We start from the raw sequence: 14,791 nt of genomic DNA on the forward strand, positions 1-14,791 counted from the left end.
ACATCAATGAGCAGACTAGTTTCTTACCCGTCAATGTGCAAATATCTCGGTCGCCCCCCTGACCCCTCCCTTCGCACCGAGGTGCCGCCGTGAGCAGCCCGACCGACCGGCCACCCGTACGACAGCGCCGCAGGACGCGTGCCACACGCGCCCGCATCCTCGACGCGGCCCTGCGGGAACTGGGCCGTAACCCCGACAGCAGCCTCGGCGCGATCGCCGAGGCCGCCGGAGTGGCGCGGCGCACCCTGTACACGCACTTCGCGGGACGGGCGGCACTGGTGAAGGGCCTCACCGAGGACGCGGTGCGGGCGATACGGCAGGCGATGGCCGACGCGAGCGCGACCGGTCCGGGCCCGGGCACCCGCGCCGGCCCCGCGAGTGCCCTGGCCCGCTTCGTCCTCACCCTCTGGCCGGTCGGCGACGCCTACCGCACGCTGATCGGCCTCGCCCGCCAGGACCTGGGGCCCGACCAGGTGAGCCGGCTCCTCGCCCCGGCCCGCGAGACGGTCGCCGGCATCCTCGCCGAGGGCCAGCGCCGGGGCGTCTTCCACACGGTCGTCCCGCCCGGCCCGCTCAGCGCCGCCATCGAGGCCCATCTGCTCGCGCTCCTCGGCACCGTCAACGCCGGGATCTGGGCGGACGACGGCTCGGGCGCCGCCACCTCCGCGCTGATCGCCGCCGGAGTCGACAGCGCCACCGCCACCGCCACCGTGCGCCGGCTGCACGACCCCGGCCGCCTCCCGGCCGCCCCACGCACCCGCCGGCACCCCTGACCCCTGCTCCCCCGAAACGCCGACCGACCCCACGACCGACCCACCGAGGAGGGCACTCCCATGCACCGCAGCCGGCACGGACACGACGACTACGCATACGACTACGACCACGGCAACGAGTACGGCCGATTCCAGGAAGGCGGACACGCGTACGGGGCCGCGCACGAGGTGCCCGAAGACCCCGGGGAGCCGTACTTCCCCGGTCCCCGGCCCGGCCGCCGCCGGTCGCTCGCCCTGGTGACCGCCGCCCTGGTGACCCTGGCCCTTCTCCCCGTCGCCGTGGACCGGGCCGTCGCCGCGCGCATCGAGTCCCGTACCGCGAAGGCGTTCCAGCAGGGCATGAACACGCCCGAGCCGCCGAAGGTCGAGGTGCGCGGCTTCCCGGTCATCACCCAGGCCGCCTCCGGCACGCTGCGCCACGTCGACATCACCGCCCACGACATACCGGCGCACGGCGGCACCCGCCCGCTGCCGGTGTCCGAACTCGCCCTGCGGCTCGACGGGTTGACGAAGGCGGACGACGACAGCGAGGCCCGGGCCCGCAGCGCGCGGGCCGGCGCCTTCCTGTCCTACCCGGACGTCTCCGACGCCCTCGGCCTGGAGATCTCGCAGGGCGACCGCCCGGGACGGGTGAACGCGGTCGTCCTGCTGCCGCTGGGGCAGGAGGTCACCGTGACCACGACCGTCTCGGCGGTCCCCGGGAACCGCATCGCCTTCAAGGACTTCGCCGTCACGGCCGGTTCGCTGCCCGCCGCCGGGAGCGTGATCCTCGACAAGGTCTTCGAGCGGCCGGTCCAGCTGCGGAACATCCCCGACGGCCTCCAACTGCGCTCGGTCACCACCACGTCCGAAGGTCTCGACGCCGAATTCACCGGACGCTCGGTCACCTTCCGGCCCGAGGAGGCGTGAGCGGCGCGCCGCCACCCTTGACCGGGCGGCGGCGCGGTCGGCAGTGTGGGAGCGCTCCCGCAAGTGATGCGTCGTCGCTCCCGCAGGTGGCGCGCCGGCGCCCCGCGATCGACTCGTTGTCGCTCCCGCCGTCCGAAAGCGTGCCGCCATGCAGAGCCTGACCAAGCGCCATCTGTCTCCCGGGGACCTCGACGCCCTGCTCCTGGGTTCCCTCGGCATCGGGTGCCGCCTGGAGGCGGAGCTGACCGACGGCTGGTTCAACACGGCGTACCGCGTGCTGCTCGACGACGGCCGGCCCGCCGTCGTGAAGGTCGCCCCGCTGCCCGACGCCGAGGTCCTGCGGTACGAGCGCGGCATCCTCGCGACCGAGGCCATGGTCTACCGCCGGATCGCGCGGCTCCCCGGCGGCGGTGTGCCGACGCCCGAACTGCTGCACGCCGGTGAGGAGTTCCTCGCGGTCTCCGTCCTGGACGGCACTCCCTGGGACAAAGCCGGCGACCGGCTGCCCGCGCCGATCCAGCGGGCGCTGCGCCGCGAACTCGGCGCCGTCGCCGCCCGGCTGCACACCCTGGCCTCCGAGGACGGCCGGTTCGGTTACCCGGCCGCCGAGTCCGCGCTGTCCGCCCCGGACTGGCGGACCGCGTTCACGGCCATGGTCGACGCGCTCCTGGACGACGCCGAGCGCTGGGGGGCACCGCTGGGTGTGCCGCCCGCCGACATCCGCACCCTGGTCGCCGAGGGCGCCGACGCGCTCGACGAGGTCACCGAACCCCGGCTGGTCCACTCCGACCTGTGGCCGGGCAACATCTTCATCGACGCCGGCGCCGGCGGCCGGCGGCCCCGCGTCACCGGACTCATCGACCACGAACGGGCGTTCTGGGGCGACCCGGCGGCCGAGCTGGTCTCCCTGGCCTACGGCGGCCCCACCGGCCCGGACAGCGACCTGGTCGCCGGCTACACCGAGGCAGGCGGCACCCTCGACTTCACCCCCGCCCTCCGCCACCGCCTGGCCCTGTACCACCTGTACCTCGGCCTGCTGCTCGTCGTGGAGTGCGGTCCGCGCGGCTTCGGCTCCGACCATCTCGCGTCCTGCCGCCGCACCCTCGACGACAACCTCGCCGGGGTACGCGCGCTGGGGTAGCCGCCGACACCTCGCCGGGGGTGGTGGGTTGGGGTGGCTGTGGGGGAGCGCGGCGGAGGTGGTGGGCTGGGGTAGCCGGCGACACCTCGCCGGGGGTGGTGGGTTGGGGTGGATGTGGGGGAGCGCGGCGGAAGTGCGTGCGCCCGGGCGGCCGGCGAAGGGCCGTCGGTGCAGGTGCCCCGGGGGAGCGCCGACCGGGGGGCAGGCGCCTTGGGGTGAGGGGATCGCTCACCTCGACGGAGTACCGTGCGGCGAGAGCCACCGGCGGGGCGTCCGTCGCCGCTCGCCGGTATCCGCAATGCCCGGAAGGACCCGACGCTGAACACCCCGCTCGCGGAGACCCTGTCCGTGGCCATGCTCGTGCTCGTGCTGGTCTGCGCCGTCGTCCGTCCCTTCAACTGGCCGGAGGCCGTGGTCGCCGTACCCGCCGCGGCGCTCGTGATGGCCACCGGCGCGATCTCCGTGGGCGACGCCCTGGACGAGGCCGAACGGCTCGGGCCGGTGATCGGCTTCCTCGCCGCCGTCCTCGTCCTCGCCCAGCTCTGCGACGACGAGGGCCTGTTCCAGTGGTGCGGCGCCTGGATGGCGCGTACGTCGGCCGGCCGGCCGCGCCGGCTGCTGGCACAGGTGTTCCTGGCCGCGTCGGCCATCACGGCCGTACTGAGCCTGGACGCCACGGTCGTGCTGCTCACCCCGGTCGTGTTCGCCACCGCGGCCCGGCTCGGCGCCCGCCCCAAGCCGCACGTCTACGCCTGCACCCATCTGTCGAACACGGCCTCGCTGCTGCTGCCGGTGTCCAATCTGACGAACCTGCTGGCGTTCGCGGCCAGCGGGCTGAGCTTCACCCGGTTCGCCGCGCTGATGGCGCTGCCGTGGCTGGCCGCGATCGCCGTCGAGTACGTCGTCTTCCGGCGCTTCTTCGCCACCGACCTGGACGCCGGCGCCCAGGCCCCGGCCACCGGCGACACCCCCGAACTGCCCCTGTTCGCGCTGCTCACGGTGGCGGGCACACTCGCCGGGTTCGTGCTGACCTCGGCCCTCGGCGTCGACCCGGCCTGGGCGGCGCTGGCCGGCGCGGCCGTGCTCGCGGTGCGGGCGCTGCTGCGGCGCCGTACGACACCGAAGGCGCTGCTGAGTTCCGCTTCGGTGCCGTTCCTGGCGTTCGTGCTGGCGCTCGGCATCGTCGTCCGCGCGGTCGTGGACAACGGGCTCGACACGGCCCTCGGGTGGCTGATCCCCGACGGCACCGGGCTCGCGGCCCTGTTCGGGATCGCCGCGCTCGCCGCCGTACTGGCCAACGTCATCAACAACCTGCCGGCGGTACTGGTGCTGCTGCCGCTGGCCGCCGGCTCCGGCCCGGGCGCCGTCCTCGCCGTGCTGCTCGGCGTGAACATCGGGCCCAACCTGACCTACGCCGGATCCCTGGCCACCCTGCTGTGGCGGCGTATCGTGCACGCCCATGACGCGGAGGTGGAGCTGCGGGAGTTCACGCGGCTCGGCCTGCTCGCGGTGCCCACGAGCCTGTGCGCCGCGGTCCTGGCACTGTGGGCCTCACTGGCCGTGATCGGAGGAGGCTGATCCCATGGCGGTGGTCGTCTGGGTCGTCGAGGGCACCTGGCCCGCCTGTGTGGACGCCGCGCGTGCGCACGCCCAGGGGGACGCCGAGGTCGTCCTGCTGCACGTCACCGGGCACGATGTCGCCGACGCCGCGCACGGCGCGTTCGCCGGGCTGATGGGCCGCGGCCACCCCATGGGGCACCGCCCGGCCGAAGGCTGGGGGAGCGACCCCGGCACCCGCGTCGAGCATCTCGCCGCGGCCTCCGCCGAGAGCCTCCTGCAGGCGGCGGCCGAGCGCCTGGGCCGGCCCTGCACCCGCGTCGAGCGCACCGGCCGCGTCGAGCGCGAGGTCGTCGCCGCGACGGACGGCGCCGATCTGCTGGTGCTGGCCCGCGACGGCGACCGTGCCCATCTCGGCCCGCACAGCCTCGGCCCGGCGAGCCGGTTCGTCGTCGACCACGCGGCCTGTCCGCTGCTGCTGGTGTGGCCCGAACCCGCCCCCGGCCTGACGACCATGCCGCCCCCGCCGCCGCACCACCGGTGAGGGAAGGGGCGGCAGGCGAAGGGGCGACAGGGGTACGGGCGTCGCGGGTCAGCCCGTCTGCGACGGGGTCTGCTTCATCTCGTCGACGACGGCCCGCTTCATGATCGCGCTGGTGTAGGTGACCGTGCCGGGCGTGATGAGGGCATCCGTGCCGGTGCCCTTGCGGACCTGGACGGTGCGCTCGCCGAGGAAGACATGGGTCTTCCGGTCGAAGATCCACTCCTCGCGCTCGCCGCTGGTCTCGTCGAGCCGGGCCACCGCGATGCCGTGCCGTCCGGCCGCGTCCACCGCGTCGTCGACCACGACGACACCGGGGATCTTCGCGGCGGCCTTGAACAGCGCCGGGTACAGGTCGGCCGGCGGGTAGCTCTCGCCGAGCAGGTCACCGATGGTGGTGAACGCCTGCTGGTCGGGGGTGTTGCCCATCCCCTCGGTCTCCTTGTAGATCTTCGCGAGGAGTTCGTCGGGGTCGGTGGTGAGCTTGGCGAGGTAGTCGAAGGAGGGGGCGTTCAGCGTCGCCTCGGGGGTGTTGCCCTGCTCGTCGGGCAGGCTCAGGGTCTCGCCCTCGGGGCTGTCGTTGACCGAGGGGTCGATGAGCCAGCCCTCGGTGCCGTCGGCGGACTCCCACACCTGACGGGTGTGCAGCGCGTGACTGGCCAGGCTGGACTTGTCGCCGACGGTCTTGATGAAGCTGTCGGCTGACTTGGACTCGATGTAGATGAACTGCCCCGGCGCGACGTCCGGGTGGGAGGTGTCGGCCGCCGCCAGCGAGATCCGGTCGAGCAGCTGGGGCATGCCCTTGGTGGTGGCCGTGCCGATCTTCGTGGTCAGCGCCGGTCCGGTGGCGACGCCGCTGTCGCGGACCCCGGCGCCACCGCCGTTCTGCCACACCCCGGCGACGACCGCCGCGGCCACGGCCACCGCCGTCAGGGGCAGTGTGACCGCCGGGCGGGGCAGACGCAGGCGGCGCTTGCGCCCGGGTGCGGGGGTCGCGGTGCGCTCGTCGCGCTGCAGGTCGTGGATCTGGGCCATCAGACGCTCCTTGTGGAACTCGTGGCGGCCCGACGGCAGGTCACGCGCCGTTGCCGAGAGCAGCTCGGAGGTGCTCCGGTCGGTGTCGGCCGGGTGCGGCCGGGGCGTGTTCGCGTTCATCGGTTTCCCTCCTGTGCGGGCCGGATCACGCTCGTGTGATCACCTCTTGTCTGTCGGGCGGGCCGGCCGCCTTCCCGATTTCCGCGAACTTTCTCGTACGGCGTCCCGGCCGCGGGGCGCGCCGCCGCGTCCCCGGCGTGCGCGCGCAGCTTCTTGCGGGCCCGGGACAGCCGGGAGGCCACCGTGCCGACCGGGATTCCCAGGGCCAGCGCGGCGGCCTCGTAGTCCAGGCCCTCGCCCAGACAGAGCGTGACGACCTCGCGTTCGGGTCTGCGCAGCTTCGCGAGCGCGGTCAGGGCCAGCGCGAGACGGTGGCCGTCGTCAACCCGGTCGGCCACCTCGTCGGCATGGTCGGGCACCGACAGCTCGGCCGCGGCGGCGGCGTTCGCGGCGGCCCGGTAACGCCGGTTGCTGCGGTACTGGTTGCGGGCCGTGTTGGTGGCGATGCCCAGCAGCCAGGGCCGCAGCGAGCCGCCTTCGGGGTCCACCCTGTCGCGCAGCCGCCATGCCTCCAGGAAGGTCGCGGCCATCACGTCCTCGGCCAGCGACCAGTCGGCGGTCAGCCGGAAGGCATGGTTGTAGACGGCGCGGGCGTAGCTGTCGAAGAGCTCCGCGAACGCGCTCGATTGCCCGGCCCGTACCCGGGTTCGCATAGGAGTGCTCACTTCAATGAGCTGTCCGGCACCCCGGACCGACTTCCCGTGACCTGTGTCACATGCCGGGGTCCGCTCCGGGTGCCCGTGAGGGCGGCCCGCCCGGCCGTGCGCGGGGGCCGCGGCGGCTCACCGCCGCCGCGGCCGGCGCGTCAGAGGCCGAACTCCTGGGCGGGCAGCCCGAGTACCTGGCACGCCTCACGCAGGACCTGCTCCTCGGCCGGCGCGATGTACCCGTCGGCGCCCGCCACCACGAAACCGGTCTGCACGACCGCCCGGGCCTCCGCGGGCTTCTTCGCGGCCTTGCCGATCTCCTGAAGGGCCTCGGCCTTGCCCTGCTGGAAGTTGAAGGACATCTGGTCGACGTGCTTGTTGAACCGCTGGCGCAGCTGCTCGGACGGGAAGTTCTGAAGGACGTCGTTGTTGAGGATCAGCGACTCCACGTGCTGCCGCTCGGCCGGGTCGACGTTCCCGTCGGCGGCGGCGACCAGGGCGCACATCGCCATGCTGGCGTCCCGGTAGGCACCGCTCTTCAGCTCCGTCTTGAGTGAGGAGAGCTGGGACTTCAGCGCGCTGACCAGCTGTGCCTTGGATCCCCCGCCCGGCCGTCCGTGTCCACCGGACCCCGCACCGGCGTGCCCGTGTCCGGCACCGCCCCGCGCGCCCTGGGCCTGCTGCTGCAGTCCCTTGGCCTGGTCCTTGATCCGATCCCACATCGCCATCCGTGCCACCTCGGCTTCAGCCCGGTCGTTCCGGTAGTCCTCGTGCGCTTCGCGTGTCATCCGGCCAACGTCCGCCCCGCCCCAGGAGTTCCACGGCGGGGCGGGTCGGCCGCGGAGGAGGCCGGTCGGCCGCGAGGTCTACGACCCGGGCGCGCGGAAGGCGACCTGGCGGCGGGACGCCTCGTCGATCTCGTCCACGGTCAGCAGCGGCGTGGCCCGGGTGTGCAGCGCCCCGCTGGCCTTGACGGTGAGGCTGACGGCGGCCATGGACACCGGGTCCGGGAAGTCGACGATCATGACGATGTCGTCCTGCCCGAACGCGAAGTACATGGCCTCGACCTTGCCGCCGAGGCCGCTGACGACCTGGTCCACGGCGGCGCGGCGGCCGCTCGCACCTTCCTTGAGCAGCCCCTTGGTGCCCTCGGAGGTGTAGGTCGCCTGGATGAGGAACTTCGGCATCGGGACGCTCCCTGCCCGTCGCTGGTCCGGTATGCGCAAGGGCCTTCCCGCTGCCGGACCGGCCGCCACCCGCCGGACGGCAGGTTCACCCGTTGGCAGCCGGACCGCTCTCCAGGACGCCCGTCGCCGGGTCGCGGGCGCTCTCCTGGCCGACGCCCACGTGTCGAATGTGCGTACCCGTGCTCCTCGGCGCGGGACTACGGCTCTTCGAGGGACTCGGCCCCGGGCGGCGGGACCTGGAGCCGCTCAGGGTCGTCGCGACGCCCCTCGCCACCCACCTCAAGTACCGCTTCGCGCGCGGGTGAAGTCGATCTCCTTCGCGTCGCGGATGTGCGCGCCCATGTTGCGCTCCATCATCTCCAGCGCCGCGGAGGCCAGATGGGGATGGATGGAGGCCACCGCGTCCTTGGGCACCGTCACCTGGAGGTGGCGGATGTGCGCGTCCAGGGCGGAGTACAGGACGCACTGCTCGGTGACCTGACCGGCCAGCACCACGTGTCCTACCTCCAGCCGCCACAGGAGGTAGGACAGCGGGGTCTCGTAGAAGGCGGAGTGGCGGGCCTTGACGACGAACAGCGAGCGCTCGTCGGGGCGGATCGGCGCGATCAGGTCGGCGTGCGGCCGGGCCAGCGCGGTGTCCAGGAGTTCGCCGTGGTGGGAGCGCCAGAGCCCGAAGTTGTCGTTCGCGTAGATCACCGGTACGTCCGCCTCACGGGCCCGGTCGATCAGCCCCGACAGGACGGGTACGACCTCGCGCGCGGACGGCACGAGCAGTTCGGCGTCCTCGTGGTCGTACGTGTTGATCATGTCGACCACGACGAGTGCGAGCCCGCCCGGCCCGCTCCGCCGGTCCTCTGTCCGTGCCGTCCGTGCCATGTCCGTTCTGTTCGATCCGGTCGTCGTGGTGGTGCCTCAGGTCATCGCCGGTGGCGTGGCCACGCGCAGGGGGCGTGCGTCGGCCGGCGCGCCGTCCCGGTGCGTTCTGGTGGCTTCGGGCCGCTCCAGGTCGGCCCACCAGTCGGCCCCGTCCTCCAGATAGCGCAGGAGGATGCCCTCGCGCAGGGCCCAGGGGCAGATCATCAGGCTCTTCACGGCGCTCAGTTTCATCGCGGCGTGCCCGATGATCGCGCCGGCCAGGCTCTGCCGGGACCGCGGGCCGGAGATGCCGGGCAGTCCGGCCCGCTCGATGGCGGACAGCCCGGCCAGCCGCACGATCGCCCGGCGCAGGTCCTGGCGGCGCAGCACCCGTTCGACGAACGGGCCGTGCCGTCCCGGGGCGGCGCCGCACAGCCGCGCCAGCTGCTGGAACGTCCGCGAGGTCGCGACGGCGGTGTGCGGATGCTCCCAGCGGATGCGGGCGGAGACGTCCCGCAGCTGATGGCGCACCTTGCGGCGCAGGGCGACCATGTTGGCCTGCGAGGGAGGGTCCTCGGAGCCGAAGAACTCGTTGGTGAGACGGTGGGCGCCCAGGGGCAGCGAGGCCGCGAAGTCCGGTGTCCGGCCCCGGCCGAAGGCCACTTCGAGGGAGCCGCCGCCGATGTCGAAGAGCGCGAGCGGCCCGGAGCGCCAGCCCATCCAGCGCCGGGCGCCCAGGAACGTCAGCCGGGCCTCCGCCTCACCCGGCAGTACGCGCAGACGCAGACCGGTCCGGCTGTGCACGGTTCCCAGGACGTCCGGCCGGTCGGGTGCGTCGCGCACCACGGCGGTCGCGAACGCCAGCGGTTCCGGCGCGTCCCACTGCCGGGACATCTCGCAGGCGGCGCGGAGCGCCTTGACCAGACGGTCCGTGGCCTCCTCACCGAGACAGCCGTCGGCACCGACCTGTTCGGACAGGCGGAGCTTCCACTTGGCGGTGTGCACCGGAAGCGGCACCCCGTCCCCGACGTCGCACACGGCCAGTCTGACCGTGTTGGAGCCGGCGTCCAGCACACTGATCCTCATGGGTGCGGCGTACCCCGGACGGCACGTCTGATGCGCCGGGAACGCCATCGCCGTGCCCTCAGTCCTCACCCCGGACGATGTTCCCCTCGCTGCCGGAACGGGCCGGGCGCGCGGAGCGCCGGTCCTCGAACGGGGCGACGCACGTGCGTATCGGCTTGCCGCGCAGATGACGGGCCTTGATCCAGCCGGTCTCCGGCACGTGCAGGACATCCTTCTTCGCGGTGCGCGCGGTCACGGCACGTCAACTTCTCTCTCCGCACGAAGGGGGCCGGACCCGGCCCCCGATGACGCGCGACCGGGTTCCCCGCGATCACGGTCGCAAAACACCGCAGGCCGCCCACCCGCCTGCCCCGCACCGGTCGCGGGCTTCGCTGTCCGGCCACTGTCAACCTGCGCGACACCGTTGACACCCGGCTGCCCCGACCTGAGACTCATGGTCCGTCGTCGACGAAAGAAACTTCACCTAGCGAACAAGGACGCCGATGTCCCGCTCCCTCACGCCCCCCGCGCCCCGTCCCCCGCACACCTTCCGCACCGTGTTCCCGGTCCTGGCCCTGTGCTGGCTGGCCGTGTTCTTCGACGGCATGGACGTCAACATCTACGGCGCCGTCATGCCGCACATGCTCGACGACGCCGGGCTCGGACTGACCCCGGACAGCGCCGGCACCATCGGCAGCTGGACCACGTTCGGCATGCTCATCGGCGCCCTCACCGCCGGAAACCTCACCGACTGGCTCGGCCGCCGGCTGATGCTCGTCGCCAGCGTGAGCCTGTTCTCCGCCGGGTCCGCGCTGTGCGCGGTGGCGGGCGACATCGCCCTGTTCGGTGCCGGACGCTTCGTCTCCGGTCTCGGCCTGGGCGGGCTCATGCCGCTGTGCCTGGCCATGGTCCTGGAGTTCGCGCCGCCGCGCCGGGCCGCTCTGACCACCGGTCTGCTCATGACGTCGTACCACTTCGGAGGCATGGCGGCGACCGGCCTCGGCCTGACACTCGCCCCCGCCGCCGGCTGGCGCTGGGTCTTCTGGGCGGGCGTGCTCCCGGCCCTCGTCGCCGTGCCGCTGCTGCTGCGTCTGCTGCCGGAGTCGCCCGGTGTGCTGCTGGCGCGCGGCGAGCGGGAGAAGGCCGACGCCGTCGCCGACCGCTTCGGGCTGCCCCGGCCCACCGAGGTCGCCGCCCCGGCCGCCGGCGCGGCGGGCAGGCTCGCCGCCGTACGGGAACTGTTCCGGCCCGAGTCGCGCTGGGCCACCCCGCTGCTGTGGCTGGCCTCCTTCTGCGGACTGCTGCTGGTGTACGGCATCAGCACCTGGCTGCCGCAGATGATGCGCGCCTCCGGCTACGGCCTGAACTCCTCCGTCAGCTTCCTGCTGGTCATCAACGCGGGCGGCATCGTCGGACTGCTCATCGCGGGCCGGGTCGCCGACCGCTTCGGCGCGGTCCGCGTGTCGGCGATCTGGTTCGTGCTGACCGCCGCAGGCGCCCTGCTGCTCAAGGCCCACCTGCCGCTCGGAGTGACCTACGTGGTCGTCGCCGTCACCGGTGTCTGGCTGTTCAGCGCGCAGGTGATGGTCTACGCCGCCACCAACACCGTCTACCGCGACAGCGAGCGGGCCGCGGGCCTCGGCTGGGTCACCGGCGTCGGCCGCACCGGAGCCGTCGTCGGGCCCTGGCTGATCGGCGAGCTCGCCGCGAGCGGCAACGAGAGCTGGGGCTTCACCACCTTCGCCCTGGCCGGACTCGGCGGAGCCCTCGCGATCTGCCTCGTCCCGGCGGCCCGCAGGCTCGGCCGCGACAACAAGGCCGCCCCCGCACCCGTGACGGCGAACGCCGGCTCGTGACGCGGGTCGCCGCGTGCCCGCCGTGCCGGCGGGCGCCGGCCGGCACGGCGGGCACGGCGAAGACCCGGGCCGCCGCCCTCCCGGCCGCCGCCGCGAGGCCGGCCGGGGACCGGCGTTCGCGGCGGCTCCCCGCAGGGGAAGCGTCCCGGGTCACCCGCCCTTCGAGGCGTTCCCGGACGTCTCCTTCGTCGCCGCTCCCCAGAGCCCCGTCGCCAGCCGCTGCGCGTACTCCGTCGGCGACGGGGCGTTCGGGAGGCGGGCCGGGACCGTCGTGCCCTTCCTGGTGCCCGGCCGGTCGGCGAAGAGGGTGACCGTCAGAGCGAGTCGGGGGTCGTAGCCGGTGGTCCACACGGTCCGCCGGGTGGACCCGCCGCCCGCCCCGCCGGTGGTGAAGCCCTTCGCCTCCACCGGGAAGGAGCCGGAGGGCGAGCCGACACCGGAACCCGGCTCCGCGCCCACGACGACCGGCGTGGGCACGGCTCCCGTCCCCGCGTCCGCCAGGAACGCCTCCCTGCGGTCCAACACACGCGACACCTCCGGACGCGCCCGGTAGACGGTGCGGCCCTCCCGCGTGATGCGGGTGACGGTGTACGGGGCGGCGTACCGGCCGCCCGCCGCCAGCGTCGCGTACGCCGAGGCCAGGTTCAGCGGCGTCGGCGCCGCCGTCCGCAGCAGCCCGCCCAGCGGGTCACCCCACTTCACCTTGCCGAACGGCTCCAGCGCCGTGCCCGCCTCCACCGCACCGCTCACCGCGTCGTTGAACGGCTGGCGCGCGTAGTCCGAGCCCCCGTACAGCAGCCGTACCGCCCCGTCGCCGGGTGCCAGCCCCACCACGGCCGTGTGCACCCGCACGCTCCGCCCGCCTTCGGGACGGCGGTCCTGCACCAGCTGCGTGGCCCGGTCCTGCAGGGCCAGGTCGAAGGTGGTCGTCACGTGGTAACCGCCGCTCGCGAGCTGGTCCTCGGTGATGCCGAGCCGGTCCGCGGCCTCCTTCGCGGCGACGTCGATCAGATACTGCCGCTGTCCCTCGGTCTCGCCCGGCGGATAGAACCGGAACGCGGGGAAACGCGCCTCGGCCCGCTGCTCGGCGGTGATGGCACCGCTGTCGACCATCGCGTCGAGCACCCACTCCCAGCGGTCCGCCAGCTTCGTGGTGACCTTCGTGTCGGAGCCCGCTTTCTCGTAGTACGAGGGGATGTTGACGATGGACGCCAGCGCCGCGCCCTGCGCGACCGTCAGGTCCTCGGCGTCCACGCCGAAGTAGTTGCGCGCGGCGGACTGGATGCCGGCCGCGCCGCGCCCGAAGTACACGGTGTTGAGATAGCCCTCGAGGATCTCGTCCTTGCCGCGCGTGCGGTCCAGCTTGATCGCGATGAGCGCCTCGCGGACCTTGCGGGACAGCGACCGCTCCGGGCTGAGCAGCGCGTTCTTCACGTACTGCTGGGTGATGGTGGAGCCGCCCTGCTGTTCGCCGCCGGTCAGCGCGGCCAGCGCGGCCCGTCCGATGGCCCGCGGCGAGATCCCCCGGTCGGTCCGGAAGGAGCGGTTCTCCGCGGCGATCACCGCCTCCTGCACATGCCGGGGCACCGCGGACAGCGGGACGTCCTGCCGGTCGACCGGCCCGCGCCGGCCCAGATAGGCGCCGCCGGAGTCGAGGAACACGGTGCTCTGCGTGACGGTCTCGGGGTGCGGCTTCGGAATGGCCGTCAGGTGGTACGCCACGACGACCGACGCGCACAGCAGGCCGAGCAGGGCGAGGAAGGCGTACAGCAGCCGGCGGAGCCGCCGGCCCCGGGTGCGCCGGAACCGGATCCGCAGCGGGGTGCGCTCACGGTGCCGTCCGCCGGACGGGGACTGCGGGGTCGTCGTCCTGTCGTTCATGTCCGTCACCACTCACGCTCGGAGCGGGCGGCGACCTTGCCGGAGGCGTCGTACACCGTGACGATCCGCTCGTCGTCCGCGCCCTCGCCGGTGGACAGGACCGCTTTCATCTCGTCGTCGGGCACGGGCGTGCTCGCGTACCACAGGCCCCAGCCCTCACTGCCCGCCAGGACGAGGACCTTCGCGGTGCTCCGCCGCTCGCCGGTCCTGACCTCGATACGGTCCGGTTCGCCGTCCAGTCCGTGGAAGACGCCCGACAGCAGGAAGCCGCCTCTGACGCTGTCCATCCGCAGCGAGACGCCCGGTTCGTCGAGCGGGACGCCGCTGTCGTCCCGCTCACCGGGGCCGGCGGTGGAGCCGGGCACCGCCCAGTGCCCGCCGTCGGCCGTCAGCCACACCCGCACCCCGGGCCCGGCGGTCACCCGCTCGCCCGGCGCCACGACCCGGACCGGACTCGTCGCACCGCCCTCGTCCCGCACTCCGTACGCCCCGTCCTGCTCCATGCCGTCCCCGATCCGGTCGGCGGCGAACAGGGCGCCCGGCACGACCAGCGCCGCACACGCGACAGCGGCCACGGCGGACCGGCGCCGCCGCAGCGCCCCGCCCCGCTCCTGGATCTCGGTCAGCGGCGCCTCGGACGGGACGACGTCCTCGACGACACGGGCGTACACCTCGCGCAGCCGTGCGGAGTCGGCGCCGGCCGCCCGCATCCCCTGCCGGACGAGGGATCGCACCGCGCCCGCCGAACAACCCAGCAGCTGGGCGATCTCCGCCTCCGCCAGCCCCTCCCGGAACCGCAGCACCAGCACGGTCCGCCGCCGCGCGGCCCGCCGGCCGCGCAGTCGGCGCAGATGGCCCCGCACCAGACAGCGCCGTACGTGGAAGTCGACGTCGTCGCGCGGCACACGGCGCCACGACGCGCACATCCGCGCCAGCGTTCTCCGCACCAGCTCCTCGGCCGTCTCGGCGTCGTCGGTGAGCAGCCGAGCGGTCACCACCAGCCGGGGCCAGTGGGCACGGGCGTACGCGGCGAAGTCATGGCGGGGGAGCACGTCGTGGGTCGGGGGCACCTGGGCGGTCCTTCGTTCCGGGAACACGGGCGTGGCCGCACGCGCGGGCGTCCGGCCTGGTCGGCACGGGCAACTGCCCTCCCGTACCGGTAGGTTGACCAGCCGTCGGGCCGCACGGCCGGGAAGCGGCCAACCCGCACGCGGAAAAGGGAGC

General features: G+C 73.7%; 16 protein-coding genes. 7 read left to right on the top strand and 9 right to left on the bottom strand.

All coding sequences use genetic code 11. The features are described from left to right. The first annotated feature begins 89 nt into the window (after window positions 1–89). From ACGFW6_RS12435 to ACGFW6_RS12455, 5 genes are all read left to right on the top strand, one after another. The gene (locus tag ACGFW6_RS12435) at window positions 90–773 is read left to right on the top strand and encodes a TetR/AcrR family transcriptional regulator (protein ID WP_393507437.1); all 684 of its coding nucleotides are present in this window, start codon (window positions 90–92) and stop codon (window positions 771–773) included. Window positions 774–833: 60 nt separating this feature from the next. Next, entirely contained in the window at window positions 834–1,682 is an 849-nt protein-coding gene (locus tag ACGFW6_RS12440; RefSeq protein ID WP_393507439.1) for a DUF2993 domain-containing protein, read from the top strand. A gap of 148 nt (window positions 1,683–1,830) precedes the next feature. Further along, window positions 1,831–2,823, top strand: coding sequence for a phosphotransferase family protein (locus ACGFW6_RS12445; protein WP_393507440.1), 993 nt, complete (start codon window positions 1,831–1,833; stop codon window positions 2,821–2,823). A gap of 318 nt (window positions 2,824–3,141) precedes the next feature. Continuing rightward, entirely contained in the window at window positions 3,142–4,401 is a 1,260-nt protein-coding gene (locus ACGFW6_RS12450) for an SLC13 family permease (RefSeq protein ID WP_393507839.1), read from the top strand. Between the two features lie 4 nt (window positions 4,402–4,405). After that, the gene (locus ACGFW6_RS12455; RefSeq protein WP_393507442.1) at window positions 4,406–4,924 is read left to right on the top strand and encodes a universal stress protein; all 519 of its coding nucleotides are present in this window, start codon (window positions 4,406–4,408) and stop codon (window positions 4,922–4,924) included. Between the two features lie 48 nt (window positions 4,925–4,972). Here ACGFW6_RS12455 and ACGFW6_RS12460 read toward each other — a convergent pair whose 3' ends face one another. The 4 genes from ACGFW6_RS12460 to ACGFW6_RS12475 form a co-directional block, all read right to left on the bottom strand. Continuing rightward, the gene (locus ACGFW6_RS12460; RefSeq protein ID WP_393507444.1) at window positions 4,973–6,076 is read right to left on the bottom strand and encodes a CU044_5270 family protein; all 1,104 of its coding nucleotides are present in this window, start codon (window positions 6,074–6,076) and stop codon (window positions 4,973–4,975) included. Further along, entirely contained in the window at window positions 6,073–6,729 is a 657-nt protein-coding gene (locus tag ACGFW6_RS12465; RefSeq protein WP_393507446.1) for an RNA polymerase sigma factor, read from the bottom strand. The genes ACGFW6_RS12460 and ACGFW6_RS12465 overlap by 4 nt, the downstream gene beginning before the upstream one ends. 152 nt (window positions 6,730–6,881) lie before the next feature. Continuing rightward, window positions 6,882–7,451 carry a tellurite resistance TerB family protein gene (locus tag ACGFW6_RS12470; protein ID WP_393507840.1) on the bottom strand — a complete coding sequence of 190 codons (570 nt, stop codon included), beginning with the start codon at window positions 7,449–7,451 and terminating at the stop codon, window positions 6,882–6,884. Window positions 7,452–7,589: 138 nt separating this feature from the next. Continuing rightward, on the bottom strand, window positions 7,590–7,910 hold the full coding sequence (locus ACGFW6_RS12475) for a GYD domain-containing protein (RefSeq protein WP_393507448.1): 321 nt from the start codon (window positions 7,908–7,910) through the stop codon (window positions 7,590–7,592). A 179-nt stretch (window positions 7,911–8,089) separates the two neighbouring features. Here ACGFW6_RS12475 and ACGFW6_RS12480 point away from each other — a divergent pair, with 179 nt between their 5' ends. Then, on the top strand, window positions 8,090–8,215 hold the full coding sequence (locus tag ACGFW6_RS12480; RefSeq protein WP_393507450.1) for a hypothetical protein: 126 nt from the start codon (window positions 8,090–8,092) through the stop codon (window positions 8,213–8,215). Here the strand turns inward: ACGFW6_RS12480 and ACGFW6_RS12485 are convergent. From ACGFW6_RS12485 to ACGFW6_RS12495, 3 genes are read right to left on the bottom strand one after another with little or no spacing between them, the layout of a single operon-like run. Beyond that, window positions 8,190–8,786 (bottom strand): isochorismatase family cysteine hydrolase, encoded by a 597-nt coding sequence (locus tag ACGFW6_RS12485; protein ID WP_393507452.1) that lies wholly within the window; start codon window positions 8,784–8,786, stop codon window positions 8,190–8,192. The two genes, ACGFW6_RS12480 and ACGFW6_RS12485, sit on opposite strands and share 26 nt — an antisense overlap. Window positions 8,787–8,822: 36 nt before the next feature. Then, window positions 8,823–9,851: a Ppx/GppA family phosphatase gene (locus ACGFW6_RS12490; protein WP_393507454.1), complete on the bottom strand. Its 1,029-nt coding sequence runs from the start codon at window positions 9,849–9,851 to the stop codon at window positions 8,823–8,825. 58 nt (window positions 9,852–9,909) lie between these two features. Next, window positions 9,910–10,086 (bottom strand): hypothetical protein, encoded by a 177-nt coding sequence (locus ACGFW6_RS12495; RefSeq protein WP_393507456.1) that lies wholly within the window; start codon window positions 10,084–10,086, stop codon window positions 9,910–9,912. 247 nt (window positions 10,087–10,333) lie between these two features. Here ACGFW6_RS12495 and ACGFW6_RS12500 point away from each other — a divergent pair, with 247 nt between their 5' ends. Further along, a complete protein-coding gene (locus ACGFW6_RS12500; RefSeq protein ID WP_393507458.1) occupies window positions 10,334–11,686 on the top strand; it encodes an MFS transporter in 1,353 nt (450 codons plus the stop codon). Between the two features lie 150 nt (window positions 11,687–11,836). Here ACGFW6_RS12500 and ACGFW6_RS12505 read toward each other — a convergent pair whose 3' ends face one another. Continuing rightward, window positions 11,837–13,567: a transglycosylase domain-containing protein gene (locus ACGFW6_RS12505; RefSeq protein WP_393507460.1), complete on the bottom strand. Its 1,731-nt coding sequence runs from the start codon at window positions 13,565–13,567 to the stop codon at window positions 11,837–11,839. Window positions 13,568–13,572: 5 nt separating this feature from the next. After that, on the bottom strand, window positions 13,573–14,637 hold the full coding sequence (locus ACGFW6_RS12510) for a sigma factor-like helix-turn-helix DNA-binding protein (RefSeq protein ID WP_393507462.1): 1,065 nt from the start codon (window positions 14,635–14,637) through the stop codon (window positions 13,573–13,575). Window positions 14,638–14,791 lie beyond the last annotated feature (154 nt).

The sequence above is a fragment of the Streptomyces sp. Y7 genome, assembly GCF_043195415.1.
Classification (GTDB): Bacteria; Actinomycetota; Actinomycetes; order Streptomycetales; family Streptomycetaceae; genus Streptomyces.